Raw genomic sequence first — 23,525 nt, forward strand, 5'->3', positions numbered from 1 at the left:
ACTGGAAGGGTGCCCTGAACCAATTTATTATCCAGTTCGAAGATCGGGTGACCGATCATCTATGAGAATGGGCGGTTACACAGAAATCGGGACAGGCTCAAGGGGAAAGGTCTAAGAATTACAAATTTGGTTTTCTTGGCGCCTTCGCGGCTTGGCGAGAAACATTCTTTCCTCTCGCGAAGGCGCTAAGGCGCTAAGACAATGAAACTTGTCAAAGACCATTTACTGTGCGGATAATGCCATCTTTCATCAACGACTCGCCGAAATTGAGCAGATAGCCCAGTTTGAGGCTTGTCAGGCGAAGATAGGTCAGGAGCTGCTTCTTGTGGGCATTGTTCAGGCGCTCTACGCTCTTGAGTTCCAGCAGGACCAGTTCGTCGACAATGATATCAGCACGAAACCCTTCCTCGAATACCATGCCGCGATAGTTGATCCTGACCGGAACCTGGCGGGAGACAATGTGGCCGCGCGACCCCAGTTCTGCTGCTAGGGCCGCCTCATAGACAGACTCGAGAAGGCCCGATCCCAGCTCCCGATGCACCATAACCGCGGAGTCCACCACGGCTTTCCCGATTTTCTCTTCGGGTGGGATGAGTGACGGATCCATAACCCTATTCCTTCGTGCTTTACGTCTTCGGGAGAGAGCGCATTTTCTCGCTAAGTCGCGAAGCCGCCAAGAGAACCCAATTTGTAATTCAGTTTATTGAAGGCTTGTTCGGATTTTCAAATCTTCGCGCCTTAGCGTCTTCGCGAGAGGAAAAATGTTTCTCGCCAAGCCGCAAAGCCGCCAAGAAATTAAAATACGCTTTTTCTTCCTGAAGGAATTTCCTAATTTTTTTAAAGCTTAGCAGCTTAGCGTCTTTGTGAGAGGCAGGACTATTTCTCGCTAAGCCGCGAAGCCGCCAAGAAAATCAAATTTGTAATTCAGTTTATTGAAGGCATGTTCCGATTTTCAAACCTTAGCGTCTTCGCGCCTTCGCGAGAGGAGAAAATATTTCTCGCTAAGCCGCGAAGCCGCCAAGAGAACCCAATTTGTAATTCAGTTTATTGAAAGCATGTTCCGATTTTCAAACCTTAGCGTCTTCGCGCCTTCGCGAGAGCAATCAAGAATTACATTCGAGAATCCAGGTATTTGCCAGTTTCCAAGTGCTTGAACTCCGGAATCATGTAGTTAAACAACGCCACAATCTCCGGCTTGTCCCACACAGGCTGCCTCCGGATCCGCTCGATTGCGGCCAGGAAATGTTCTAGTTTGACTTCGTCGTAGCCCACCGGATTCCGAATTACCCCGATCGTCTCGAAACGCTCCATATCCAGATCCTCCTCGCCGGTGTAGAACTCCTCGAAGTCCTTCTCGCCGGTGGTATTGGATTCGGAGAAGTACACCGGCCATTTCCCCTGCGCGATCAGCTCTTCGGTGCGGCCGCGCGCTTCGTCCTCGGAGTCGCACTCGTGGGGTTCGTAGCCCAGATTCTGGAGGTAGCGCACGGCGATGTCGGAAAAGCGTGTGAGGTGCAGGGCCTCCGATAGCTTGGGGAAGAAGATGTCGCGGTTTTCGCCCAGCAGGCAGGAACTCAGGCACAGCTCGCCGGACTCCTTCGGTGTGACGAAGTAGCGGCGCACGTCGTTGGGCGCGGAAATCGGCTGCTTCTTGGCGAAGCGTTGGTTGAAGCCGTGCAACAGCGAGCCGTCGGAGAAGGCGACGTTGGCAAAGCGCGCTGTCGAGATCGGGATTGAGGTGCTCTCGCGCATCAGAAACATCTCCATGATGCGCTTGCTAGCGCCCATCATGTTGACCGGGTTGGCCGCCTTGTCGGTCGAGACACAGAAATACTTGCTCGCCCCCCGCTCGCGCGCCTGCGCGAGAGTGGCAAGCGTGTTGAGCACGTTGACCTCAAGCAGCCGCATCAGCGTGAACGGATCCTTTTCCGAGCGCACGTGCTTCATCGCCGAGAGATTCAGGACGTAGTCGTACCCGTCCCCGGCCGCCATCAAGGCCTCGAACTCGCGTGAGCCGCAGTCGAGCGCAAACGTCCGGAAGTCCCCGTCGATATAACCCAGGGTCGAGCGGATATCCCGCACAAGCTCGACCAGGTTGTTCTCCGAGATGTCGACGACATGCAAGGCGGCCGGATTGCGCTTGAAAATCTCCCGAGCCACCGCCTGCCCAATCGACCCGGCCCCGCCGATGACCAGAAACCGGGAGGCGGCGACCAGCTCCGAAAGCCGATCCTCGTTGGCGGCAATATCGGCCGCGAACAGCTCCCGATCCCGGCCGATTATTTCGAGTATGTTCATTCGAGATTACTCTCGCAAAGGCGCAAAGGCGCAAAGTAAAGAAAAAACTGGTTTTCCATTGTTGCGAATTTTCTCCAGGCCATGGATCGTCTCAGGCCTATTCTCGATCATTCAATTCTTGGCGCCTTCGCGCCTTGGCGAGAAAAAATTTGCCTCTCGCGAAGGCGCTAAGGCGCTAAGTTTTGAGAGTCGGAAAATACTTTCAATAAACTGCATTACAAATTTGATCTTCTTGGCGGCTTCGCGGCTTGGCGAGAGCTAATTCAACACCATCGGCGCCAACAACACCAACCCGCCAGGCCACAAATCCTTCACGCCTCTAACCCAGCCTCCCACGGATTGATCACCGGTACGGGCAGGTCGTCAAAGTGGCGCGTGTTGCGTGTGGCCAGCGTCGCTCCGTGGGCCAGGGCGATGCCGGCGATGAAGGTGTCCCGGATATCCACCGGTCGACCCAAGCGCTTCCGCTCGGCGGCCAGTTCGGCCGCCCGATCTGCGGCCCGCGAGTCGAACACCGCGATCCGGTAGTCCAGGTCTTCAGAAACGAGCGCATCGAGCTGTTTTTGCAACCTCGCCTTGCGCCGGCCCTCGGCCAGCACGGCCAGGCCGTAGCGGGCCTCGAACAGGGTAATGCTGGTAATGAACACCGCCTCGGCCGCCTGAACATCGAGCCAGGCGACCACAGAAGGCTCGGGCCGGCGCTGCATCAGGGCCGACAACACATTGGTGTCGAGCAGGATCATTCGGGCATGTCGATCGGATCAATCTCCTGGCCCCGCATCTCGGGCAGCGGCTCGTCAAGCCCCGCATCGGAAAACCGGGCGGCCATGCGCGATCCCAGCCCGGTCGAGGCCGCCGGCTGCTCCGTCACCGCCCGCCGCAGAATCCGGCGCACCTCCTCCTCCATGCTGCAACCATTCGCCGCCGCCCGCCGCTTCAACGCCGCCTTCAAATCTTCATCCAGATTCCGAACCACAAACTGCGCCATGATCACCTCCGGCAAACTCCGACCTTCAATATGATATCACGATATCAATCGCTGCAATGTCGTGCAAGAGCCGTTTATCCCGCAGAGGCGCAGAAGCGCTGAGGAAAAAATGGCTGAATACTCGCGCCAAGCCGCAAAGGCGCCACGAATGAAAATAAAATCGTTCGCGTTTATCTACTCTTCGCGTCTTGGCAAGAAAATCTGGCCTCTCGCGAAGGCGCTAAGGCGCTAAGTTTTGAGAATCGGGCAATACTTTCAAACTGAATTACGAATTTGGTTGTCTTGGCGGCTTCGCGCCTTGGCGAAAGCTAATCAACGCCCATTTGACCAACCAGCACCAACCCGCCAGGCCACCGCACCCCTGAGAACCCCACTATATTCATCAACTCTTTTCCTCCGCGCCTCAGCGCCTCCGCGGGATATCCGCCTTTGACTCTCAACGGTCCAATTTTTCCTTAGCGCCTTAGCGAGAAACCAATTGATTTTCTCTCTCCGAAGAACATGAGGGATCAGGTAGGTTTCGGGCTCATGCGATTCTCCGATGTCGCCGGCCGGGCTGGCGCCGGCAGAAAGCTACAATGCCCCGTCGGCGAGATGCGGGGCAACTTGCGCATTCGCAGTAGCTGACTGCTGCGACGCACAGTCAGAATATCAACCTGATCTTTGGTGCTGTAAATAACCCGATACGCGCCGAATATCAGCTCCCTGATGCGACGTGATCCCACTTCGGGAACCATGCGCCCACTCTCAGGGAGATCAGCTAGCCGCTCTACCACGACAAATAAATCGTCAACCCATCGTACGGCGGCATCCGGGTTATCTTCCGCAATATACCGGGCTATGTCCTCGACGTGCTCCAGGGCAAGCGGGGACCAGACGATCTTCATTGGGCCAGCCCGTTCAAAATCCGGGCCTTCGCCTCTTCATGCGCAATACCATCCCCGGATGCGATCTGTTCTTCCGCCCTGTACACCTCTTCCAGTATTTCCAGACGCTCTCGCATCTTTTCGTATTCGTGAACATCCACCAGTACTGCCACGCCACGACCTCTTTGCGTCAGCACCATGGGACGGCGGCTCTCATGAAGCTGCTTTACAAATGTCGCAACCGCTGCACGAAATTCAGACAGAGGACGAATATCTTCATCCAATCGAACTCTTGGCATGGGAAACCACCTAAGTACGTTTAAACGTACATATAATTGTACAAGAGAACCCCAGGCCAAGCAAGGCGCTCGAGGCAAAACATGCCGCCCAACTAAATTCCCAAAGGGTTTTCCCTTATCGCCTCCGCGGGATACCTTATTATGACGTTTAATGGTTTGCGTCTTTCCCTTAGCGTCTTTGCGCCTTAGCGCGAGAAAAATCCTTTAACCTTTCCCCTTTCCCCTTTCCCCTTTCCCCTTTCCCCTTTCATCGACTTTGTCGCCCCGGACTTGATCCGGGGCCTCGCACCTTTCCGCTGGCACTCAGCCGGCCCTCTGCCACCGCCCAATCCCCCCAGTTCGCTATAATCTCCCCATGCGCATCACCGAACAGCAACATCAGGTCATCCTCTCCGCTGCGCGTCGTGCCTTCGGGCCCAACGTGACGGTGCGGCTGTTCGGCTCGCGTACGAACGACCAGCGCAAGGGCGGCGATTTTGATCTGTATGTCGAGTGCGATTCCGACGACGCCGATTGGCTTAACCGCGCAAAGCTGAAATTTCTTTGCGAGTTGGACAGGAGCAAGGCACTGGCAGGCGAAAAAGTAGATGTCGTGCTGTCCACACCACTGCACCGCGAACCGCGGGCCATCGACCGGGTTGCAAGACTCGAAGGTGTTCGGCTGTGAACGTGTCCGCCCGGAGCAAGCTCGATTCAGCGTTCAGGGAATGCGAGCTACACGTGGAAATTCTTGCCGAAGATCTCCACGAGCACGGTGAACCCGCGTATTCGGCGGCAAGCATCGAGGCATTGAGCAAGGCTCGGCTGCGGCTGCTGGACCAAATGGCCTACCGCTTCACGAAATTGCAAGCCACCTTGGGGGAGCAGGTGCTTCCCATGCTGCTTGATCTGGCGGAGGAGCCGCTGGCTCCGGACGCGCCGTTTGCGCAAAAACTCCAACGCCTGGAGCGCATCGGCATCATCCCGTCGGTCGAGCAATGGCGCGAACTGCGAATCGCGCGCAACACCATCGCCCACGAGTATCCCGACGCTCCTGAACTAAAGGCCGCCGCGCTAAATCAGTTCGTGCGAAGCGCAGCCGACCTCCTTCAATTCTGGGAGCATGTCGCTGACCAGTCCAGGCAACTTGGCTAAACCCGTCGAGCCCTGACACCGCGAAGCCTCCCAAATCGCCCCAAACCGACCGTCAGCCTCCTGCTTTCCTGATAGTTCCTGTCACCCCGGACTTGATCCGGAGGCCGGGACGGCAGCGGCTTTGTCGCCCCGGACTTGATCCGGGGCCTCGCACCTTTCCGCTAGCACTCAGCCAGGCCGTGCAGGGCATCGGCGTGCGAGATCCCGGCTCCTCGCTTCGCTCGGGCCGGGACGACAGGTGAGAACCCAGTGTCACCCCGGACTTGATCCGGAGGCCGGGACGGCAGCGAACTTGTCGCCCCGGACTTGATCTGGGGCCGGAACGACATCGAACTTGTCGCCCCGGACTTGATCCGGGGCCTCGCACCTATCCGCTGGCACTCAGCCGGGCCGTGCAGGGCATCGGCGTGCGAGATCCCGGCTCCTCGCTTCGCGCGGGCCGGGACGACAGGTGAGAACCCAGTGTCGCCCCGGACTTGATCCGGAGGCCGGGACGACAGCAATTGTTTCCCAAACCCCGAACCGGAACACATCAATCTAACTCGTCAGTCCTGAACACAACCTCCAGGCCTTGCGCATGATTGGCTAGCAGCTGTGCCTTGATCTTCTGGAACAGTGCCGCAGGCATCAAACCGTAGCTGTGCTGGCCAGAAGGGACTCTTCGGATATCCGGCCCTGGCCAGACGAACTGATTCAACTCGGTTGTAACGACCCAGCAAGGTGCCTGGTCATCCAGGCCCAGGCGTTCACAGGTCTGTGCGGGAAGCTGAACACCGTGATTGGCCCTCGGAGGGGTATGCGTAATCGGGCACACCCCCACAACATGCTTGCTTGCGTGAACAATCATCACGGCGCAGGGGCGTTCCTTTCGACCTTCGACATGGCCTTCGAGCTCTTCGTAGGCCCAAAGATACGCGTACTGGATGACGTCACCAGGCTTGACCGGAATGGTGTCGCCCAATCAGTCCACCTCGTGGTCGAACTCGGCGGCCTCGGCCGGTGCCTCGGCCTGCTCGATCAGGCGGACGGTTTCTTCATCCATCCGGCCCGCCAGAACAACCCGACGATCCCGGGCCTTGAGCCGAGCGTACTCATGCGAGGAAATCAGAACGGCCGCCGATTTGCCGTGACTGAGAATCTCCACCGGCTCGCGTTGGGCATCGCGAAGAACCTGGCCAAACTTGCGCTGGGCATCCGTTGCTTTGACTTGAGACATGGCCACTCTCTGGAATGCAGAATATGCGTATATTACACAAAATCCATGAAATTGACAGAAAGGGCGGGACGACAGCGAACTTGTCGCCCCGGACTTGATCCGGGGCCTCGCACCTTTCCGCTGGCACTCAGCCAGGCCGTGCCGCGCCAAATGTGCGAGGTCCCGGCTCTCCGCTTCGCTCCGGCCGGGACGACATGCGATCCAACCCTGGCGCAAAGCGCCAGCCCCACAACCTGAAACCCGAACCCTTGATGCAAGGCTGATACGGCCTATCACCCTGTTGGCCTCGATCTCGATCCACTGCTCACTTTCAACCTCCAACCTTCCCCTTTCCCCTTTCTCCTTTAACCTTTAACCTCCTCCGGAACGGAGGAAGGCAAACAAACCACCCGCTCCTCCAGCCACTCAGAGGTCTCCAACCCATCATTCTGACACCCCGAAAACATCGCCAACTCGCTCATCAACCGCCAGATCGGCCGGGTCATGACGCCGGCGTCGTTGGTGGCTTTCAGGAACGCGTCGCGCGCCTGGCGCGAGTCGAGCACGATGGCGTTGAGCCAGTAGTTGGTGCGGGTTTCGGGCTGTTCAGAAATGAACGCGACACCCAGGTCCGCGCAAAGACGCCGATACCCTTCCGCGATCTCCCGCTTGGCGGCCAGAAACCCCGGCAACTGGTCCATCTGCGCGCAGCCCAGGGCGGCGTTGAGGTTGGGCATGCGGAAGTTGTAGCCGAGCTCGTCGTGGACGTACTCGTAGGGGTGGGGCACCTTGGCCGTGGTGGTGAGGTGCTTGGCGTGTTTCGCCAGGGCTTCGTCGTCGGTGACGATCATGCCGCCGCCGCCGGTGGTGATGATCTTGTTGCCGTTAAAGCTGAACACGCCCAGCGCGCCGAAGGTGCCGGTGTGGCGCTCGCCGCGGTAGCTGCCCAGCGACTCGGCGGCGTCCTCGACCAGGGCGATGTTCCACTTGTCGCAGATCCGGGCAATGGCCTCGATCTCGCAAGGGTGCCCGAAGGTGTGCATGGGCATGCACGCGGCGATGCGCCGGCCGGTGCCGCGGTTGACGCAGCCTTCGACCCGCGGCTCGGCATGGGCGGCCAGGAAGCGCTCGAGCGCCTCGGCGCTCATCCCAAGCGTCTCCCGCGAGACATCCACGAACACGGGCCGCGCGCCAGCGTGCGCAATGGCGTTGCAGGTGGCCACGAAGGTCAGCGACTGGGTGATCACCTCGTCGCCGGACTCGACGCCGGCCACCCTCAAGGCCACCTGCAGCGCGCTGGTGCCGTTGACCACCGCCACCCCGAAGCGCGCCCCCGTGAAATCGGCCATGCGCTGCTCGAACTCGTCGACGCGCTTGCCCACCGAGGAGACGAAGTTCGAGTCGATGCACTCGGCCAGCATCGCCTTCTCGTCGCCGGCGAACACCGGGCGGTGCAGGGGAATGAAATCGTCGGTGGCGTGCAGGCCGCGGACATGCTCGACCACGGCCTCGCTCAAGTGTTCGATCGTGGTCGTCATCAAGGTGCGTATCTCATTTATCGGAATCGGGGCACACGAGTGTGCCCGGTCAAGCGCGCGCTAATCCGGAGAATCGCCGGGCTTACCAGGATCAGTCCTGGGCTTCGAACCGATCCTGGAACAGTACATCGACGACGCCGGTGATTTCGGTCTCGTCGACATCACTGGCGGTTTCGTCACCGGCAACGACTTCGGCCGGCACCACGAGCAGGCCGCTGGCATCGGGCCGGACGTCGACTTCCAGAACGTAAGTCACCGCGCCGCCGGCCGCGATCTCGACCGCGTTGTCGATAATCTCGCCGCTGCCGACGGGGGTGCAGGCGCTGCCCGGGCCGGCAGAGCAGGTCCAGGTCGCACTGGCCGGGTCGAGCTGGGGCGGAAAGGTCACGCTGACCTCGGCGCCCTCGGCTGCGCTGGGACCGGAATTGTCGGCGGTGATCACATAGGTATTGCGCGAGCCGGCGTCGCTTGTGCTGCGCGAATTGGTGATACCGATACCCAGTTCGACCACCGGCTCGACTTCGGCGACGAAAGTCACCGGACTGCCGGTCAGCCCCGGCGCGGTCGCGCTCACCTCCTGGGTGGCCGCGCTTCCGAGCGTCCAGCTGCCGAGCTGGACCAGGCCGTTGTTGTCCGAGACTTGCACCGCGTCGCCGATGCTGCCGTCGCCGGTGGTGACCTCGAAGCCGACCGTCGTGCCGGCGAAAGGCTCGCCGAACTGGTCGAGCACCTGCGCGGTGGGCAGGTCGGCGGCTGCCACCGGCTGTCCGGCCAGGCCGCCGATGGTCACCGGGCTGGCGGCAACCAGCTCCTCGGCGACCAGGCCGCCGCGGCAGTCGCCCCCGGCCGTGAGATTCCACGGCAGAAAGTCAACGTCCTGGCTCACCGAGCTGCCGCCGCCGTCTCCCTCGCCGGACGGACCGTTGGCGCTGTCCCACCAATTGCAGGTGGCATCCAGCGGCCCGCCGCTGGTGTCGGCATCGCCCTGAACGAATATACCGATGTCCAGCGGCGTGCCGATGAGCTGGTTGTCGCGCAGCACCGCGCCGTCGGTGTTGCCGCCGAGTCCAACCACCACGCCGCCGTTGATCAAGTTGGCGGTCAGCGCGTTGTTGGCATGCCCACTTTGCTGGATCACGACGCCGGCGACGTTGCTGGTCAGTTCATTGTCGACCACACTCGAGTCGGTCATGCCGCGCAGGTTGAGCGCGGGGGCGTCGCTGCTGACCAGGTTGCCCTCGATCAGGATGTTGTTGCTGCCTTCGCCGATCTGGACGCCCCAGGCACCGTCAACCGTCGAGCTGAAATCGTTGTCGCGGATGATGGAGTCGCTCATCGGGTTCTGGCCGGAACTGAAGCCCCGGGTTCCGAACTCGCTGGCGGTGTTTTCGGCAATGGTGATGCTGTCGGGCACGATCGCGGGATCGTCGTAGGGGCTATGCGATATCGCACGACCGCCGACGCCGTTGATCTCGTTCAACTCGATCAGCGCGTCCACGACGTTGCCCTGCAGGGCGATGCCGGTACTCGTGCCACCGATCGTGTTGTTTTGGACTTCGACCGCGTTCGACTGGGCCCAGCCCGGATCGGTGCTCGAGAGGCCGCCGGCCAGGGCGATGCCGATATCGCCTCCCGACACCGTATTGTCGAAGATCAACGCTTCATTCGAGCCGACAGCCAGGATGCTGGAACTCGATGAACCCCGAGCGGCCGCCGCGACCTGGATCAGGTTGCCGCTGATTACCGAGTCCGTGCCGCCGGCGATGCCAATGGCAGTCGTCGTCGTCCCCTCGGTGGCCTCGACGACGTTGTCGATGATCTCGACGGTGCCGGTCCCCAGGCGCTGGGCGATGCCGCGCCGGGTCCAGCCAACGACGGTGAAGCCCTCCACCCGCACGTTGTCGGGGTAGATACCCCCCTCGGAGTCGAACGAGCCGTCGATATCGCCAATCGAGACTGCGTTTTCGGCACCGTCGGCGTCGATCGTGGTCGTCGCGGCCCCGTCTTCGGAGACCAGCGTCAGACTCTTGTCGATGAAAGGCGCCTCGGCGTAGCTGCCGGCACCCACGGATACGGTATCGCCCCCGTCGGCCTCATCGATGCCGTACTGAATGGTCTGACACGGCGTGCCGGCATCGGTGCAATCCCCGGCGTCGTTGCCGCCGACGGCCACGAAGCGGGTCTGCTGGGCCAGTGCCGGTGCTGCCAATAGCAGCAATGCGACCAGGGCGAGGCCGATGCGGGCCGGGCGCCCGATCAAAGCGTTTGCGGATTCTTTCATGTGTGTCCCCTGTCTGGAATCGGTCGAGACCAATTCGATTGACTCCCTCCGGCGTGACCAGGCTGAGCCCACAACCGACTCATCCCAGGTGCCACCAGCGGTCTCGAAAATAATGCAATTGCCAGGTCATTGCAATTTGCTGTTTCAGACTTCTCCGGGAAGTGCCTGACGTTGGAATGCCTGAATGAACCAGGCAGCCCCTCGTGCGATAGCCCGCCTATCCGTCGCTCTTATCGGAGCCGTCGGTGCCGTTCAAGGCGGCGCCGGATGCGCTGCCAGTACAGGCCGGGCAGGCCCAGGCGCGAACCCCCGGGGAATCTCCGCCGCATGTGCTCCGCCGGCGGAAGAACCGACTGGCGCAGGCGCCAGAGCTTGTCGCGCAGGCCCTTTTCGCACCATAGCGCAAACCAGAAGGCGCGCAGGCGGCGGTGGCGCAGCGCGATCAGCCGTGTCGGCGTGCGGCCCTGGCCAGCCCGGATCAGCTGGTCGATTACATCGTCGTCGATGGGCGTGGCGAATGCGGCTCGCGTCAGGCGCAGGCTTTCTGCCAGCAGGCCAGCCAGGCCGCGCTCACCGGCCAGCTCGCAAACGGCGCCATGTTCCTCCTCGTTCATGCCGCGCCAGAGCAGATCCTTGTCCAGCAGCCACACCAGCGGGTAGCGCTCGCCGTGGATGCTGTCGAACCAGTGCATGCTGGCATTGAGCAAGGCGTGCGCCGCGCTTTGCCCGCGCGCGCCCTCGCATAGGCCGGGCAGGGCGATGGCCTCGGCCCATTGCTCGTCAAAATCCAGGCGGTCGCGCAGGCAGGGGTGATTGCGCAGTTTCCAGTGCAGATCGACCATGCTGCGCCCGTGCGCCCCGTCGTGAATCCAGGCTTCCTGCTCGATGGGCGTGCCGCCGGCGACCGGGTTGAGCGGACGGTAGTCCAGCGACTCGAGCGCAGTCCGCCCCTGCGCCACGGCCTTGGGCGCGACAAGCACGTCCATGTCCGTGCGCGGTCGCTGCGCCGGATGGTCGTAGATGCTCCAGGCCAGCCGCGCGCCCTTGAGTGCCAGCGCCGGCACCGCGGCGGACGCCAGGCCCGCGAACACGCGCTTTTCCTCGGCCATCTGTGCCTCGCCGACCGTGGGCTTGTTCGCTTCGAATCCCCGGGCCAGGGATGCCACGTCCGCGGAAATCATCCCCCGTTGCTGGAGCAGCCCCGAGAGAGCGACGAGCCGGTGTTCGCGCAACCAGCGCAGTTGTCCGGCCACGTCATGGGCCGGAATGCGTTCGGGGCCAGCCTTCAGCGAACGAACCATTGAATGAATCGGCCCAGGACCACGCCGGCGAGCGCGCCCAGGCAGCCGGTCAGAATATCGATCCACAGAAAGGAGCGATCGGGGATAAAAAGCTGGAGGATTTCGATAAGAACGCCCGCGAGCGCCAGAATGGCGGCGAGCAAAAGCGCCTTGAGCCAGCCGGCGCCCGTGGCGAGCACGAGCAAGGCGCCGAGGAGGCCGTAGGCGAGCAAATGCTTGGTGGGCGGCTCGATGTCGATCGGCACTACAAGCGTGCCACCGGGCAGAAGTGAGCCCAGCAGAATGGCCAGGATCGCTGCAACCGCCACCGCCCAACGCGCATGCGAGGCAGGGTTCGACTTCCTGGGTGGTTCACCTTTCACCTTTCACCTTCTACCTTTCACCTGTCACAACCGCACCTCACCCCAATTCGCCAAAAACCACTCATACGTCTCCCGCACCCCTTCCCGCAACCCAATCGAAGCACTCCACCCAAGCTTCTGCAACCGAGAAACATCGAGCAGCTTGCGAGGCGTCCCATCCGGCTTCGAAGGATCGGTGCGAATCTCCCCCTCGAATCCAATCACATCGGCCACCAGCCGCGCCAGATCGAGAATGGTGATGTCCTCCCCGACCCCGACGTTGACGATCTCCTCCGAGGAATAGTTGTTCATCAAAAACAGGCAGGCATCCGCCAGATCGTCGACATGCAGAAATTCCCGCCGAGGCGTTCCGGTGCCCCAGATTGTGACTTCGTCCCGGCCCGCTTCCTTGGCTTCATGAAACCGCCGGATCAGCGCCGGCAGTACGTGCGAGTTCTTCGGGTGGAAGTTATCGCCCGGCCCATAGAGATTGGTCGGCATCAGACTAATCGCGTCAAATCCATACTGCCGCCGGTATGCCTGACACATTTTGATGCCCGCGATCTTGGCAACGGCGTACCATTCGTTGGTCGGTTCCAGCGGCCCGGTAAGCAGGTGCTCCTCCTTCATCGGCTGCGGCGCGTGTTTCGGGTAAATGCACGACGAGCCCAGGAAGCACAGCTTCTTCACTCCGTATTTCCACGCAGAGTGAATCACGTTGGTTTCGATGACCAGGTTGTCGTGAATGAACTCGGCCGGGTAGGTTTCATTGGCATGAATGCCACCCACCTTCGCCGCGGCCAGGAAAACGTGATCCGGCCGATTCTCAGCAAACCAATCGTCCACCGCCTTCTGATCACCAAGGTCTAGCTCCGAGCGTGGCGGCGCCAGAACCCCCTCGTGCCCGGCCTTGTCCAGCGCCCGGCAAATCGCGCCACCAACCATGCCACCCCCTCCGGCCACAAAAATGCAACCGCGGCCCGATTCAAATCCCTTACTTGTCATCGAAACTCCATCCTTTCCTCTTTCCTCTTTCACCTTTCACCTTTCACCTTTGACCTTTGACCTGACTCATTCCCTAAACCGATACGCCTGGTAACCATGCTTCTCAATCAGCGCATCACGGCGTGCTCGCTCGACGTCCTTGTCAACCATTTCTGCGACAAGTTCGCCGAAACTGATCGTAGGTTGCCAGCCCAACTTCTCCCGCGCCTTCGATGGATCGCCCTGTAGCGTCTCCACCTCTGTGGGCCGAAAATAGCGTGGGTCCACGGCCACAATGCGATCACCGGGCTTTGCGCAGCTGTCTTCCGGAGCCGCTGCGACCACGCCGTGCTCCTGATCGCCCTCTCCGCGCCAATCGATCTCAATCTCCAGGCGGCCGGCCGCGGCAATGACGAAATCGCGCACCGAGTGCTGCTCGCCGGTGGCAATGACGTAGTCATCAGGCTCGTCCTGTTGCAGCATGAGCCACTGCGCTTCGACGTAGTCGCGAGCATGGCCCCAGTCGCGCAATGCATTCAGGTTACCCAGGTAGAGGCAGTCGTCCAGCCCCAGGTGGATGCGGGCCAGCGCACGGGTGATCTTGCGCGTCACGAAGGTCTCGCCCCGCAGCGGTGACTCGTGATTGAACAGAATGCCGCTGCAGGCATAGAGCCCGTAGGACTCGCGGTAGTTGACGGTGATCCAGTGCCCGTACAGCTTCGCCGCTCCGTAGGGTGAGCGCGGGTAGAAGGGCGTGGTCTCGCGCTGGGGCACTTCCTGAACCTTACCGAACATCTCCGAGGTCGAGGCCTGGTAGAAGTGAACCTTGTCCTCCATGCCCAGAATCCGAATGGCTTCGAGCAGACGGAGCGTGCCCATGGCATCGCTGTTGGCCGTGTACTCGGGGCTTTCGAACGACACGGCCACGTGGCTCTGCGCGCCCAGGTTGTAAATCTCGTCGGGCTGCACTTGCTGAACGATTCGGATCAGATTGGTGGAATCAGTCAGATCTCCGTAGTGCAGTACGAGCCGCGGATCGGGTTCGTGCGGGTCCTGATAAAGATGGTCGATCCGCTGGGTATTGAAAGAAGACGCCCGGCGTTTGATGCCGTGGACCTGGTAGCCCTTGTTCAGCAGAAACTCGGTCAGGTAGGCGCCGTCCTGGCCGGTGACGCCGGTGATTAGTGCAACTTTAGACATTGAATTGGAGGCTCGATGGTTGAATATTCAGGGAGAAAGCGAGGTCCACGATGGAACAAAACCCGGGAGGTCGGATGCTATTGACCGAGCAAACGCCTCTTGATGCGGCCTAGTGCGGGCCGCACTTGTGAGCGCCAGAACACCTGAGCAATGAACTGTGGTGTCGCCGCCTTGCCCAACAGCGCGCTGACCGCTTGCATTTGCCGCTCACTCAAACCCAGCTCCTTGGGCGCAGGAGGCATGTGCACGGGACTATCGGGAATGCAGAGTTGTTCGTCTTGTGGCAGGCGTTCGTTCCAGGCTGACCATTCCTCGGCATGCATCGCCACGGCCTGCGCGGCAACCGCGCGCGCGTGTGCTTCCAGGGCTTCGCCTTGGATCTTGTCGTCTCCGGGAACTGCTACTAGCGCATCGTATAGGGAGGGCACCAGGTCGGGGCGGACTTCGGCCATTTGTCTGATTAGCACGAGCTCTGACAGCGTGAGGGAGGGATTGACCGTGGCAGGTAGCTCCACAGCAGGCGCTGGAACCCCGAGCCAGTCGTCGAAGAACAATCGCTCGAGCGTGCCCGGCTCCTTGCCTAGGCCTCGCACGACAAGCTCGCAATCCAGCTCATCAAGCTTCTGGCGGACGGCTCTGAGCTCGAAAGGTAGCTGATAGCCAGTCTTGAGCCAGTCAGCGATTGTGCCGGCAGTGCCGCCCTTTGCGCGATGTTTATACAAGGATAGGCACTGCTCCAGAGGATCCCTCAATACCAGTAGAAAGGAGATGGATGAGGCGTCGGCATCATTTAACAGCGTTACAAGCCTGCGAGCATTGTCTCCCTCTGCCAGCGACGAGAGTAGCCACTCGCTCGAAAGAACGACACGATTCAGACCCTCCCGTACAGTAGACCTTCTCGCCAAATGGACTTGCGCCTTTGCGGCGGCTTCGTCGCTGATGCTTAGCGCCTTGGCCAGTGACTTGGCGTTGCCGGCTGATATCTGCCCTTTCCGCATGCAGCGTTCATCGTGAAGATCTCCGCGGGGGAAAGCGATTCCACTAGGAGTGAGGCTGTCACGCGATAAAGCCAGCAGTGACTGGATATGCGAGCTGCCAGTCTTCTCCGTACCAATGTGGATTAGCCAGTCCATCAGTAGCTCGGTCGATCTGGGATATCAAGAATCTTGGTCATACACGTTTGCATGTCTAATCGGCCGGCGATTCGCGGTCGATCGAATGATTGAGCAATTGGTTGAATCGGTGCCTGCGTAGGGAGCGCTGTCCTATCAATGCTGACCCTGCACTCTTGGAGTTGAGTCACGCGGCACGGTAGATCAAATCCTGCAGGTCTGGATGCGCCAAGCGGTCGCGGTCCAAGTCGCTAAGACAATCGGCGGCAAGTCGACGATGGAAGGCCTGGCGGTACCGGATCCACCCAGTATGTCGACCTGCGACGCGGACAGGGATTGTGTCGAAACCAATCGCTTTGGCAATTGCCAGCCGATGCTTTCCCGTCGTGAACAATAGGTCTCCATTTTCTTCTATGCATATGTGGAAGGGCTCCACCCCCGTGCTTCCGAAGCTAGCGATCCTGAATCCGCTTTTTCGTATTCCTTCAAACAGTACTGAATAACGCTCCTTCTGAACTTCGTCAAACATACGCTGGAACTCATGCGCGTCTTCCTCACGAATTGCAAAAGCCCTAATTGCTTCGTTTGTTGAGTCTATCTGATGCAGAAACCGAGCACTAAATGCCATAGATAGCAATCTATGCTTTGGGGGCATTTCAATGACGGGATCCCAGTCTTCTGACACAACAGTGCCAGAAAGTCGATATCGGCCTCGGCGAACGAAGTCACTGGGCTCTATAGAATGTTTGATCTCAAAAGGATCAACGTAAATAGGTCGAATAAAGTATGGTGCCAGGGGGTCAATTACCTTCCGTGATACGTAGAGCATCATTGAGACAGAATCTAGCGCTACGGGAAGCATAGAATTTCTAGCTTTTCGGGCTAGCGTATCCAACTTCCTTTTCCTCATCATTGATACTTCTAGTCCTCAAATACGTGGGTTAGTCCCCGGGGGTGCGCAGAGCGAATTCAGTGTGGCGTGTTGCCCCGCCTCTCAGAGTCAGGGCAGAATTCAATAAGCATATAGTCATCCGACAGAGCATGACGAACTCGGGCATATGGGTTGCGCTCATGTGATCGAATGACCGCAGCGTTGCTCTTCGAAACTGTCGTCATGCAGCGAAATCCGGACCACCAGCAACTGTGATACAAGATCTGATTCATGACACGCCCGATTCCCTGCTTTTCGAAAGGCTCGTCAATGAGTCGGCCAACAAAGCATCGGCGATTAGAGAAGCAGCGTAGAAAAAAGTATCCGACCAGGTTCGCACCGCTAAATACTCCAAACATGAGGAATGCGGGATTTTTGTGCAAGCACCTGAGCGTACTTTCATCAAAAGCGTGCGGTTGAAAGTGCTCCAGTCGATCTGGGGTTTGGCGTTCGATGAGAGCGCGAACGTCCGGCAGGTTATCTTCCTTGAGGGGAGCAAAAGTGAATCCATCGAGCCCAAACTCTGAAAATGCCCGCTCAACCTGTTTCAGCATTCGTTTACTGTAGAGGAAACGAAAGCAGAAGCCGTTTGCCCGGTCAACCGGAACCCACGCCCAAGGAAGTCGTCGCTTTATGAATATTAGAACGCGGGTGATCATTTGTATCCAGTTAGCGTTGCCATTGCAGTTTTTGGCCTCTAGTCAATTGCAGCACTTGGGGCGAGTGATGTTGTAGGGAGGCGGCAGATGCTATTTTGCTTCACTGCTTCTTCAGGATCATCGTTACCTTTGAACTGCGCCTAACAATCTTGTTGGATATGCCGATTTCAAGCTTTTTCCATGCGGGGAGAAGGGGTTTTGGAAGCTTGCTTACAAAGCTCCCGCCAAGAATGAACATACCGTTTGTTCGGATAACCGAACAGTTATTTCGCGTCGCAATATCCCGCACTTCCTGACAAGAGAAGACGACGGGGGTCGCCGGCCGTTTCAGGAGAAACTCGCTGCTGGCAAAATCAATGGAAATCAGGCCCCCTGGCTTGCAGACTCGAATCTTTTCCTCGATTACCGCAATCGCGGTTTCCTTTGTAAGAAGCCGGTTAAGAACTCTAGTGGAGAATACAAGATCAAAAGTGTTGGGCGGCAATCCAGTGTCTTCCCCGGGCGCCTCCACAAAGGCAATGTTCTGTAATCCCCTTGCCTTCTCCTTTGCCTTTGCAAGCATTGCGGTGGACGGCTCAAGGGCCGTCACTTCAAACCCTCGTTTGGCTAAATCAATTGAAAACCTGGCTGTTCCTGCGCCAATTTCCAGGATCTTTGATCCTGCTTTCAGGAAATCAATGCTTCGAGCCAACTGGAGCCCTTCAAGCTCGTCGATAACCTTTCCGCTTGGCGAGGAGAAGCGTATCTGATCGTAGGTCGATGCATTGCGTTCATTATAAAAGGACGTCTGCTTTTCTGTTTTCTGATCGTTATTACTCAATGTTTATCTCCATAAGTACAATTCTAGTGGGGCTAAGAAGCATGGCAGAATGGTCGGGTGCATTGTGGCAACATTGAATATTGCGCGGTTCGGTGTCCTGTGCCAGGTTAGTAAGACTTGATCTTATGGCGGGAAGTTGGGCTCAGGCGCAACAAGTGCTTCAGCCCTGTCTGCACCGGCAGTTGCCATAAGAGTTTGCACCAGTCATGGTTTCCCTCGATCAGGCCAGGGCCATCAGGCGTGATGACCACGTCCCAGCCAACCGAGCGGTTTTCGGGGTACTTGCGACTAGCCTTTTCTACAAGATCCAGAGTCTCCTGCCAGTGGGGAACCCGGAATCCATTGATTGGGGTTCCGGTTACCGGGTGGACAACTTCGGGCTTCCGGGTGATGTCGGAGTACAGTCCTGGCCCGGTGACGATTCCACTGATATCGTCGATGGGGGCGGCCAGGTTGCCGGCAGCCAGGTTATCGACCGGCGAATCGACCGAGATGCGCAGCCGGCAGCCCAGGAGGTGGTATTCGCCCTGACGGTCGATCAGTGTGAATATGCGAACTGTGTTGACGCCGGAGGGCGATAGTGCCTGCAGATCAGGGTGCTGCTCTACGAAGCCTTCAACCAGGTCGAATCCTTCCGATTTCATCCAGTCGGTCAGCGAATCTGCGTCCAGTCTTGCTGTTTCCAGTATTCGTACGTTTTTGCCGCAGTTGCCCGTTGCATCCTTGAACACCAGTTGGTCGTACTCCTTCAGGATGCGTTGAATGAGCGATGTGTCGGAGGCCAGTTCCTCCAGGCTCCAGACAGGATGGCGAAAGAATGGCCGATAGGCCTGGTGGAAGCGCCGCTTGTCGTCCAGAATGCCTCGACTTTCCGGAGGATTGGCGCGCAACTGGAATTCGTACATGGTGCCGGTGCCGGCCCAAGCGGTCTTTTCTTTCGGCGTCAGCGACACGAATCCGAACTGGTACCACTCCAGAGGTGAGATGTTGTAGCGTAGGGAATCCATCACAAACGCTAGTATCTGCTGTGTGTGGCCGATACCGTCCCGTTCGCGAACATGGCCCATGAAGCGCTTCAAAATCGGCCAGTTCATGTGTCGCAAGTAGTAGGCCAGGTATACGATTCTGCGCAGCGTTTTCAAATCGGTTCCTACTGTTCAGGAACTTGTCTAAAAGGCAAACTGAGTGAGTCGCGCCCAATATTGGGGGAGTATCCGACCTTATCAGCAAGTTGTTCACAAGTTCGTCGCACTAAGAGACTCATCTTCCATACGCTTGAATATGCTAATCGCTCGATACATGAGCGGATGATCCTCAACTTTCTCTCGCAATTTGCGTTTGGCAAGATCTTTCTGAGGATTGGGGACGCCAGCAGTAAGCTGTCCATTCTGGTCACTCCCCTTGTGCTTCAGGAAATCTATTCTAGCTCTGGCGCAATTCTCATCATCAACCTGCGACACATCCAGCCCGTTGTCAATGGCAATACGTCTAAGTACATCCTGAGTTTGGGAAAAGACCTGATCAGATGAAAAGAGAGTAATCCTGTCTGATCTGGAAAGCACATATTCATGGTAGTGAATGTATTCGCGCAAATATAGCAGCAATAGCGATTTCTGAAGTGCATAGGCGTTCTCCATCCAACGAAACCGCACAAAGCGCCTCGCCTGGTTTGAATTTAGCAGGCCCAAGGACATTACATTCTCCATAGGTGACCGGAAAATCACGTACGTTTTCAATCTCTTGTCAATTGCTATCTTAAGGCTGAGCGGGGTGTGAAGGTGATGGCCGAAGTCATTGACCTGCAAAATTTGACGCACCAGACCTGTGAGGTACGTGTTTCCAGAACGAGGGTAGCCGGTGAGAAAAAATCGGTTCTCCCTGTTTACGAGCTTTCGAAGCTTGGCGAAACTTTTACGACGTCGGTTGAGCAGTACATGGGTGTACATCCAATAACCCATATAGGTGTTGTAAAGGGGTCGCCGTGCCGTGAATGCCAACCAATCAATCATTTTTACCCTTCGCTTGAATGCTTATATCGATTGAGCTACGCCATGTCCGAGACTAGACAATCGATACTGATAAACTCCACATCGGGCCAACGAGTGATAATGCGGTCCAATAGCCTTTGCAATGCCGCTAGCCCGTGCTTGCGATTAGCCTCGTCCAGGTGACCACAGAAATTGACGCGGTGCGAGCTGATGATGGCCGGCTTGCGCCAGCGAAAGGCCGCGGCGACCTGCTGCACCGCGCGCTCGACCGGATCGAATCCCATATCCTTGCCGGGCTCGAAGACCACGTTGCGGACCACGGTCAGATGATTCTGGCCGCGTTGACGGCCGCTGCGGTTGACTTCGCGGCGAGATGTGCCGTCGCCCATCGCTCTGGTGCAGCGAAACGGCTTGTCGATAGATACGACACCACCGGATTCCGCCGTTTCATATAGTGAGGGATGCAGCTTCTGGGCCGGCGGTGTGAAGGTTTTCGAGCGAATCCCCCAGACTTGTTCGAAGAGATCCAGACCGTTGGCAAGAATCTCCCGATGGCCGGGCAGGGCGGCGTCGTCGTGCATTCCGAAGGCATGCGTGAAACCCACCCCCGGCATCGCCGGATCATCAGCGATACCCGCGAGACTGTCCTGCTCGATGTTGGCGAGCAGGTCTGGCGCGCCCGATCTAAGCTTGTGCTCGAACAGTTCCACGTTCAGGTGTTCACGCCCGTGGAACTGTGGCTGCAGCAGGTCCCGCGCCATGCCTTCCTGCCACAGCGCCCAGGCACCCTGGTAGGCAGCAGGCTGCTCGGATTCCAGGCGCGCGAAGGTCGCCGGCACGGATTCACCGTGATAGTGCTCACCGTCAGCACGAATTCGTGCGAAATCCGGGTTGGCCGAGAGCGCGTAGGCCGTGAACTTCCCAGGTCGATCCCGACTGTCGCGAACTGAGTCCAGCACATCGAACAGGGCTTCCAGATCTTGCCGGGTCTCCAGAGCGTCATAGCGGTCCATCTGATGGGACAGGTCCAGCCCGGCATCCACTAGCCGCTGCCGGACTTCCTTGGAGGCCACGCGCACGTTGGCGTAGTCATCCACGGCAAAGGCTACAAGTTTTCTTGGCGTGCGCCAGCCGCGAAGGTTCTTTAGATTGTCGGAGAGTATCCGATTCATGTGGCTTTTACAGGTTCCTGAAAATAGGCTGTGGCAAAACGATCCGCGTTGTCCCGCCGGAAATCCTCAGCGGCAATTGTTGACCGCTCGCTCATGGCTTCGCGGAGGTCGGTCCGGGCGGCCACTTTGGTAATAAAGTCACCGATATCGTCGAGCTGCTCATGGGTCAGACAGCGGGCATGGCCGTATTTCTCTGCGTAGCGCGCCAACTGGCTGTCCGGGGACGATACGTAAAGCGAAGGGATCCCGAAACTCATCAGGTTGAATGCTTTACTCGGCACCGAGCCCTGGCTGACGCGGTCGTTGAGAATGACCACGCCGAGATCAGCAGCCGATAGCGAGTGCGGAAACATCTCGTCGGACTGAAACGGCAGCATCTGCACGTTTGAGAGTCCCCGTTCGTCGACCAGCCGCCGAATGTACGGTTCGCGCGGGCCTCGGCCGATGATCTGGAAAAGGATATCAGGGCGATCCTGCAACCGTTCGGCAATGTCGACCAACAGCTCGACATTGTGTGTCAGGCCTATGTTCCCCGAATACTGCACGATGAAGCGTTTCCCGAGGTCGTGCTCCGTGAGGAATCGATTGCGATCCACTGGAATCCGCTCGTCGCCCTGGAAGATGGACCAGATCGGCTGGATGATCAGCCGCTCCCGATCAACATACTTCGAGAGCGCGTCTGCCATCACCTCGCTGATGGTGAACAGCCGGTAGGCCTTGCGGAATGAGCGACGGTTCAGCCAGGCCCAGATTCGGTATACGGGATGGGACTCCGGCATGCCGGTAATCCGGAGCGTATCGGGGTAAACGTCCCAGATCACCATACTGAAACGGTGCGGAAGGATCAGGTTGAGCAGGTAGCCCATGGGGGGCACGGAGACGAACAGCACCTCGTGGTGCCGGTAACGGGTCATCAGCAGCCACCACATCCGAAGAAGCCCCAAAGCGTAGGACAGGGCCTTTTTTCGAGTCGGGCGCTCATGCCAGCGGTTGATGGTGTGAACCCGGATGTCGTCACCGAGTTTTTCGCCCTGCACGTGCACGCTGCCGGTGATCAGGGTGACCGAATCGAACCTGCGGTTGAAGGCATTGGCGAATCCGACCGTGAGGTAGTTGGCGGCCTGGTTGAGGATCACCAGGTTTCTTCCGCGCGCCTTGCTTGTGTTAGTGCTCACACGCCCAGGCTCTTCACATAAGCCTTTCCGCTGCGCTCGACAACCAGGTCTTCGCAGATTGACAGGATCTTCTCGGCGCGCTGTACAGGGGTGTCGAAGTCGGAAAGACGGTGTCGCCCACGTTCCCGAAGTTCGCCCTGGAGGGCCGGGTCCTCGATCAGGCGGGTAATCTGCCTGGCCGCCGAGTTCGCATCGCAGGGCTGGAAATACAGTGCGGCATCCTGACAGATACTGCGGGCAAAGCCCAGGTCCGTTGTGACGATCGGCTTCTCCATTTTCATCGCCTCCGGGTAGGAGGCCGAAAAGCACTCAGCCAGGGTAGGAAGGAACATTGCATCGCATTCCTGGTAGAGTGACGGACACTCCGGAGGCGGCACCGGCCCGATCAGGCGTACCTGTGCGGGGATCTCTGTACCGATCCGCTCTCGGTACTGAGCTTCGGTGAGCGTGAGCACGAACTCCGTTCTTTTTCGCAATGCTGCAGGCAAAGCCTGGATGACCCGAGGGATCAGTTCGAGATTCTTGTGCGGATAGTAGCTGGTCAAGGTAAGAAACCGAAACGTATCATCCTTTCGCTCCGTTAGACGCGCCGGATGCTCCTCGGGCTGGCTGTACCAGCCATTATGGTTGTTGGTGACAGTGAATACCTGGTCCGTGCGCAACAGCCGGCGTACACGCTGGTTGACATCGTCTGTCTGCACGATCAATGCGTCGGCATCGCGCCGAAAATAGCGGCAATGCAACCAGCGTTCGGCCGCAAGCCGGGCCTTCCGGGTGTGTGGAAGATTCTGCAGGTAAGGTGATTCCGGGTAAATGAACAGTGGCCGATTGAAGCCCACCAGGTGCGGTGCATGACTGCGCCAGAATGGAGGCCCGGAAGAGGTTACCACGCAATCGGGTCGAGCCCGCCGCTCAATAGCCGCCATCTCCCGTTGTACCCGCGGCAGCTTGGGCAGCTTCATCACCCCGAAGCTCTTGTGATGGAAACGGAAATTCTCCGGAAACTCCGCCGGATCGAGCACCGCGCCGACACCTGGTCCGACCACCACATGATACTCGTGTCGATTATGTCGCCTGCACTCATAAATGAAGGACAGGGCAACCTGTACCGCGCCGCCAAAGCGGAGGAGTGAGGTGTTGATCAGTAGGCGCATTGCTTTCTAGCTGAAAGATTCAAGCGGCGCGGGCAAGGAAGAAGCTGAAGGAAAAAGCACCGGTTGGCCCAGTTCGAAGTGGCAATTAA

The 23,525-nt window shown here is 58.6% G+C and carries 24 protein-coding genes; 2 read left to right on the forward strand and 22 right to left on the reverse strand.

What is annotated here, in order from left to right; all coding sequences use genetic code 11:
* Window positions 1-211: 211 nt before the first annotated feature.
* From ACDC66_RS10085 to ACDC66_RS10110, 6 genes are all read right to left on the reverse strand, one after another.
* The gene (locus ACDC66_RS10085) at window positions 212-607 is read right to left on the reverse strand and encodes a GxxExxY protein (protein ID WP_376696588.1); all 396 of its coding nucleotides are present in this window, start codon (window positions 605-607) and stop codon (window positions 212-214) included.
* A gap of 503 nt (window positions 608-1,110) precedes the next feature.
* The gene (locus ACDC66_RS10090; RefSeq protein ID WP_376696589.1) at window positions 1,111-2,298 is read right to left on the reverse strand and encodes a UDP-N-acetylglucosamine 4,6-dehydratase; all 1,188 of its coding nucleotides are present in this window, start codon (window positions 2,296-2,298) and stop codon (window positions 1,111-1,113) included.
* A 311-nt stretch (window positions 2,299-2,609) separates the two neighbouring features.
* A complete protein-coding gene (locus ACDC66_RS10095; RefSeq protein ID WP_376696590.1) occupies window positions 2,610-3,041 on the reverse strand; it encodes a type II toxin-antitoxin system VapC family toxin in 432 nt (143 codons plus the stop codon).
* A complete protein-coding gene (locus tag ACDC66_RS10100) occupies window positions 3,038-3,286 on the reverse strand; it encodes a FitA-like ribbon-helix-helix domain-containing protein (RefSeq protein WP_376696591.1) in 249 nt (82 codons plus the stop codon). The genes ACDC66_RS10095 and ACDC66_RS10100 overlap by 4 nt, the downstream gene beginning before the upstream one ends.
* Window positions 3,287-3,795: 509 nt before the next feature.
* Complete coding sequence (locus ACDC66_RS10105) at window positions 3,796-4,173, reverse strand: type II toxin-antitoxin system RelE/ParE family toxin (protein ID WP_376696592.1); 378 nt, start codon at window positions 4,171-4,173, stop codon at window positions 3,796-3,798.
* Window positions 4,170-4,436 (reverse strand): type II toxin-antitoxin system Phd/YefM family antitoxin, encoded by a 267-nt coding sequence (locus ACDC66_RS10110; protein WP_376696593.1) that lies wholly within the window; start codon window positions 4,434-4,436, stop codon window positions 4,170-4,172. Before ACDC66_RS10110 ends, ACDC66_RS10105 begins: the two co-directional genes overlap by 4 nt.
* A gap of 370 nt (window positions 4,437-4,806) precedes the next feature.
* Between ACDC66_RS10110 and ACDC66_RS10115 the strand changes: the two genes are divergently transcribed.
* Both ACDC66_RS10115 and ACDC66_RS10120 read left to right on the forward strand, forming a co-directional pair.
* Entirely contained in the window at window positions 4,807-5,118 is a 312-nt protein-coding gene (locus ACDC66_RS10115) for a nucleotidyltransferase domain-containing protein (protein ID WP_376696594.1), read from the forward strand.
* 53 nt (window positions 5,119-5,171) lie between these two features.
* Window positions 5,172-5,585 (forward strand): hypothetical protein, encoded by a 414-nt coding sequence (locus ACDC66_RS10120; protein ID WP_376696595.1) that lies wholly within the window; start codon window positions 5,172-5,174, stop codon window positions 5,583-5,585.
* A gap of 532 nt (window positions 5,586-6,117) precedes the next feature.
* Here the strand turns inward: ACDC66_RS10120 and ACDC66_RS10125 are convergent.
* The 16 genes from ACDC66_RS10125 to ACDC66_RS10200 form a co-directional block, all read right to left on the reverse strand.
* Complete coding sequence (locus ACDC66_RS10125; RefSeq protein ID WP_376696596.1) at window positions 6,118-6,546, reverse strand: hypothetical protein; 429 nt, start codon at window positions 6,544-6,546, stop codon at window positions 6,118-6,120.
* A complete protein-coding gene (locus ACDC66_RS10130) occupies window positions 6,547-6,801 on the reverse strand; it encodes a type II toxin-antitoxin system prevent-host-death family antitoxin (RefSeq protein ID WP_376696597.1) in 255 nt (84 codons plus the stop codon). It lies immediately after the preceding gene.
* Between the two features lie 344 nt (window positions 6,802-7,145).
* On the reverse strand, window positions 7,146-8,318 hold the full coding sequence (locus ACDC66_RS10135; protein WP_376696598.1) for a LegC family aminotransferase: 1,173 nt from the start codon (window positions 8,316-8,318) through the stop codon (window positions 7,146-7,148).
* 91 nt (window positions 8,319-8,409) lie between these two features.
* Window positions 8,410-10,599, reverse strand: a complete 2,190-nt coding sequence (locus ACDC66_RS10140; protein ID WP_376696599.1) for a hypothetical protein — start codon at window positions 10,597-10,599, stop codon at window positions 8,410-8,412.
* Between the two features lie 230 nt (window positions 10,600-10,829).
* Entirely contained in the window at window positions 10,830-11,900 is a 1,071-nt protein-coding gene (locus ACDC66_RS10145; protein ID WP_376696600.1) for a nucleotidyltransferase family protein, read from the reverse strand.
* The gene (locus ACDC66_RS10150; protein WP_376696601.1) at window positions 11,885-12,262 is read right to left on the reverse strand and encodes a VanZ family protein; all 378 of its coding nucleotides are present in this window, start codon (window positions 12,260-12,262) and stop codon (window positions 11,885-11,887) included. Before ACDC66_RS10150 ends, ACDC66_RS10145 begins: the two co-directional genes overlap by 16 nt.
* 24 nt (window positions 12,263-12,286) lie before the next feature.
* Window positions 12,287-13,246 carry a GDP-L-fucose synthase gene (fcl, locus tag ACDC66_RS10155; RefSeq protein ID WP_376696602.1) on the reverse strand — a complete coding sequence of 320 codons (960 nt, stop codon included), beginning with the start codon at window positions 13,244-13,246 and terminating at the stop codon, window positions 12,287-12,289.
* Window positions 13,247-13,312: 66 nt separating this feature from the next.
* Window positions 13,313-14,425: a GDP-mannose 4,6-dehydratase gene (gmd, locus tag ACDC66_RS10160; protein ID WP_376696603.1), complete on the reverse strand. Its 1,113-nt coding sequence runs from the start codon at window positions 14,423-14,425 to the stop codon at window positions 13,313-13,315.
* 77 nt (window positions 14,426-14,502) lie between these two features.
* Complete coding sequence (locus ACDC66_RS10165) at window positions 14,503-15,558, reverse strand: hypothetical protein (protein WP_376696604.1); 1,056 nt, start codon at window positions 15,556-15,558, stop codon at window positions 14,503-14,505.
* A gap of 166 nt (window positions 15,559-15,724) precedes the next feature.
* Window positions 15,725-16,369, reverse strand: coding sequence for a ParB N-terminal domain-containing protein (locus tag ACDC66_RS10170; RefSeq protein WP_376696605.1), 645 nt, complete (start codon window positions 16,367-16,369; stop codon window positions 15,725-15,727).
* 858 nt (window positions 16,370-17,227) lie between these two features.
* A complete protein-coding gene (locus ACDC66_RS10175; RefSeq protein WP_376696606.1) occupies window positions 17,228-17,947 on the reverse strand; it encodes a class I SAM-dependent methyltransferase in 720 nt (239 codons plus the stop codon).
* 107 nt (window positions 17,948-18,054) lie between these two features.
* Window positions 18,055-19,089, reverse strand: coding sequence for a sugar-transfer associated ATP-grasp domain-containing protein (locus ACDC66_RS10180; protein ID WP_376696607.1), 1,035 nt, complete (start codon window positions 19,087-19,089; stop codon window positions 18,055-18,057).
* A gap of 93 nt (window positions 19,090-19,182) precedes the next feature.
* Window positions 19,183-19,956 carry a hypothetical protein gene (locus tag ACDC66_RS10185; RefSeq protein ID WP_376696608.1) on the reverse strand — a complete coding sequence of 258 codons (774 nt, stop codon included), beginning with the start codon at window positions 19,954-19,956 and terminating at the stop codon, window positions 19,183-19,185.
* Window positions 19,957-19,991: 35 nt separating this feature from the next.
* Window positions 19,992-21,107 carry a hypothetical protein gene (locus tag ACDC66_RS10190; protein ID WP_376696609.1) on the reverse strand — a complete coding sequence of 372 codons (1,116 nt, stop codon included), beginning with the start codon at window positions 21,105-21,107 and terminating at the stop codon, window positions 19,992-19,994.
* The gene (locus ACDC66_RS10195; RefSeq protein ID WP_376696610.1) at window positions 21,104-22,282 is read right to left on the reverse strand and encodes a glycosyltransferase family 4 protein; all 1,179 of its coding nucleotides are present in this window, start codon (window positions 22,280-22,282) and stop codon (window positions 21,104-21,106) included. The genes ACDC66_RS10190 and ACDC66_RS10195 overlap by 4 nt, the downstream gene beginning before the upstream one ends.
* Entirely contained in the window at window positions 22,279-23,436 is a 1,158-nt protein-coding gene (locus ACDC66_RS10200; protein ID WP_376696611.1) for a glycosyltransferase family 4 protein, read from the reverse strand. The genes ACDC66_RS10195 and ACDC66_RS10200 overlap by 4 nt, the downstream gene beginning before the upstream one ends.
* Window positions 23,437-23,525: the final 89 nt, after the last annotated feature.

Source organism: Wenzhouxiangella psychrophila (assembly GCF_042310375.1).
Taxonomy (GTDB): domain Bacteria; phylum Pseudomonadota; class Gammaproteobacteria; order Xanthomonadales; family Wenzhouxiangellaceae; genus Wenzhouxiangella.

Excerpts from the sequence above, each read along its gene's own strand:
- ACDC66_RS10085 (WP_376696588.1), bottom strand. The coding sequence starts at position 607 with ATGGATCCGTCACTCATCCCACCCGAAGAGAAAATCGGGAAAGCCGTG.
- ACDC66_RS10090 (WP_376696589.1), bottom strand. The coding sequence starts at position 2,298 with ATGAACATACTCGAAATAATCGGCCGGGATCGGGAGCTGTTCGCGGCC.
- ACDC66_RS10095 (WP_376696590.1), bottom strand. The coding sequence starts at position 3,041 with ATGATCCTGCTCGACACCAATGTGTTGTCGGCCCTGATGCAGCGCCGG.
- ACDC66_RS10100 (WP_376696591.1), bottom strand. The coding sequence starts at position 3,286 with ATGGCGCAGTTTGTGGTTCGGAATCTGGATGAAGATTTGAAGGCGGCG.
- ACDC66_RS10105 (WP_376696592.1), bottom strand. The coding sequence starts at position 4,173 with ATGAAGATCGTCTGGTCCCCGCTTGCCCTGGAGCACGTCGAGGACATA.
- ACDC66_RS10115 (WP_376696594.1), top strand. The coding sequence starts at position 4,807 with ATGCGCATCACCGAACAGCAACATCAGGTCATCCTCTCCGCTGCGCGT.
- ACDC66_RS10130 (WP_376696597.1), bottom strand. The coding sequence starts at position 6,801 with ATGTCTCAAGTCAAAGCAACGGATGCCCAGCGCAAGTTTGGCCAGGTT.
- ACDC66_RS10135 (WP_376696598.1), bottom strand. The coding sequence starts at position 8,318 with ATGACGACCACGATCGAACACTTGAGCGAGGCCGTGGTCGAGCATGTC.
- ACDC66_RS10140 (WP_376696599.1), bottom strand. The coding sequence starts at position 10,599 with ATGAAAGAATCCGCAAACGCTTTGATCGGGCGCCCGGCCCGCATCGGC.
- ACDC66_RS10145 (WP_376696600.1), bottom strand. The coding sequence starts at position 11,900 with ATGGTTCGTTCGCTGAAGGCTGGCCCCGAACGCATTCCGGCCCATGAC.
- fcl (WP_376696602.1), bottom strand. The coding sequence starts at position 13,246 with ATGACAAGTAAGGGATTTGAATCGGGCCGCGGTTGCATTTTTGTGGCC.
- gmd (WP_376696603.1), bottom strand. The coding sequence starts at position 14,425 with ATGTCTAAAGTTGCACTAATCACCGGCGTCACCGGCCAGGACGGCGCC.
- ACDC66_RS10165 (WP_376696604.1), bottom strand. The coding sequence starts at position 15,558 with ATGGACTGGCTAATCCACATTGGTACGGAGAAGACTGGCAGCTCGCAT.
- ACDC66_RS10170 (WP_376696605.1), bottom strand. The coding sequence starts at position 16,369 with ATGATGCTCTACGTATCACGGAAGGTAATTGACCCCCTGGCACCATAC.
- ACDC66_RS10185 (WP_376696608.1), bottom strand. The coding sequence starts at position 19,956 with ATGATTGATTGGTTGGCATTCACGGCACGGCGACCCCTTTACAACACC.
- ACDC66_RS10190 (WP_376696609.1), bottom strand. The coding sequence starts at position 21,107 with ATGAATCGGATACTCTCCGACAATCTAAAGAACCTTCGCGGCTGGCGC.
- ACDC66_RS10200 (WP_376696611.1), bottom strand. The coding sequence starts at position 23,436 with ATGCGCCTACTGATCAACACCTCACTCCTCCGCTTTGGCGGCGCGGTA.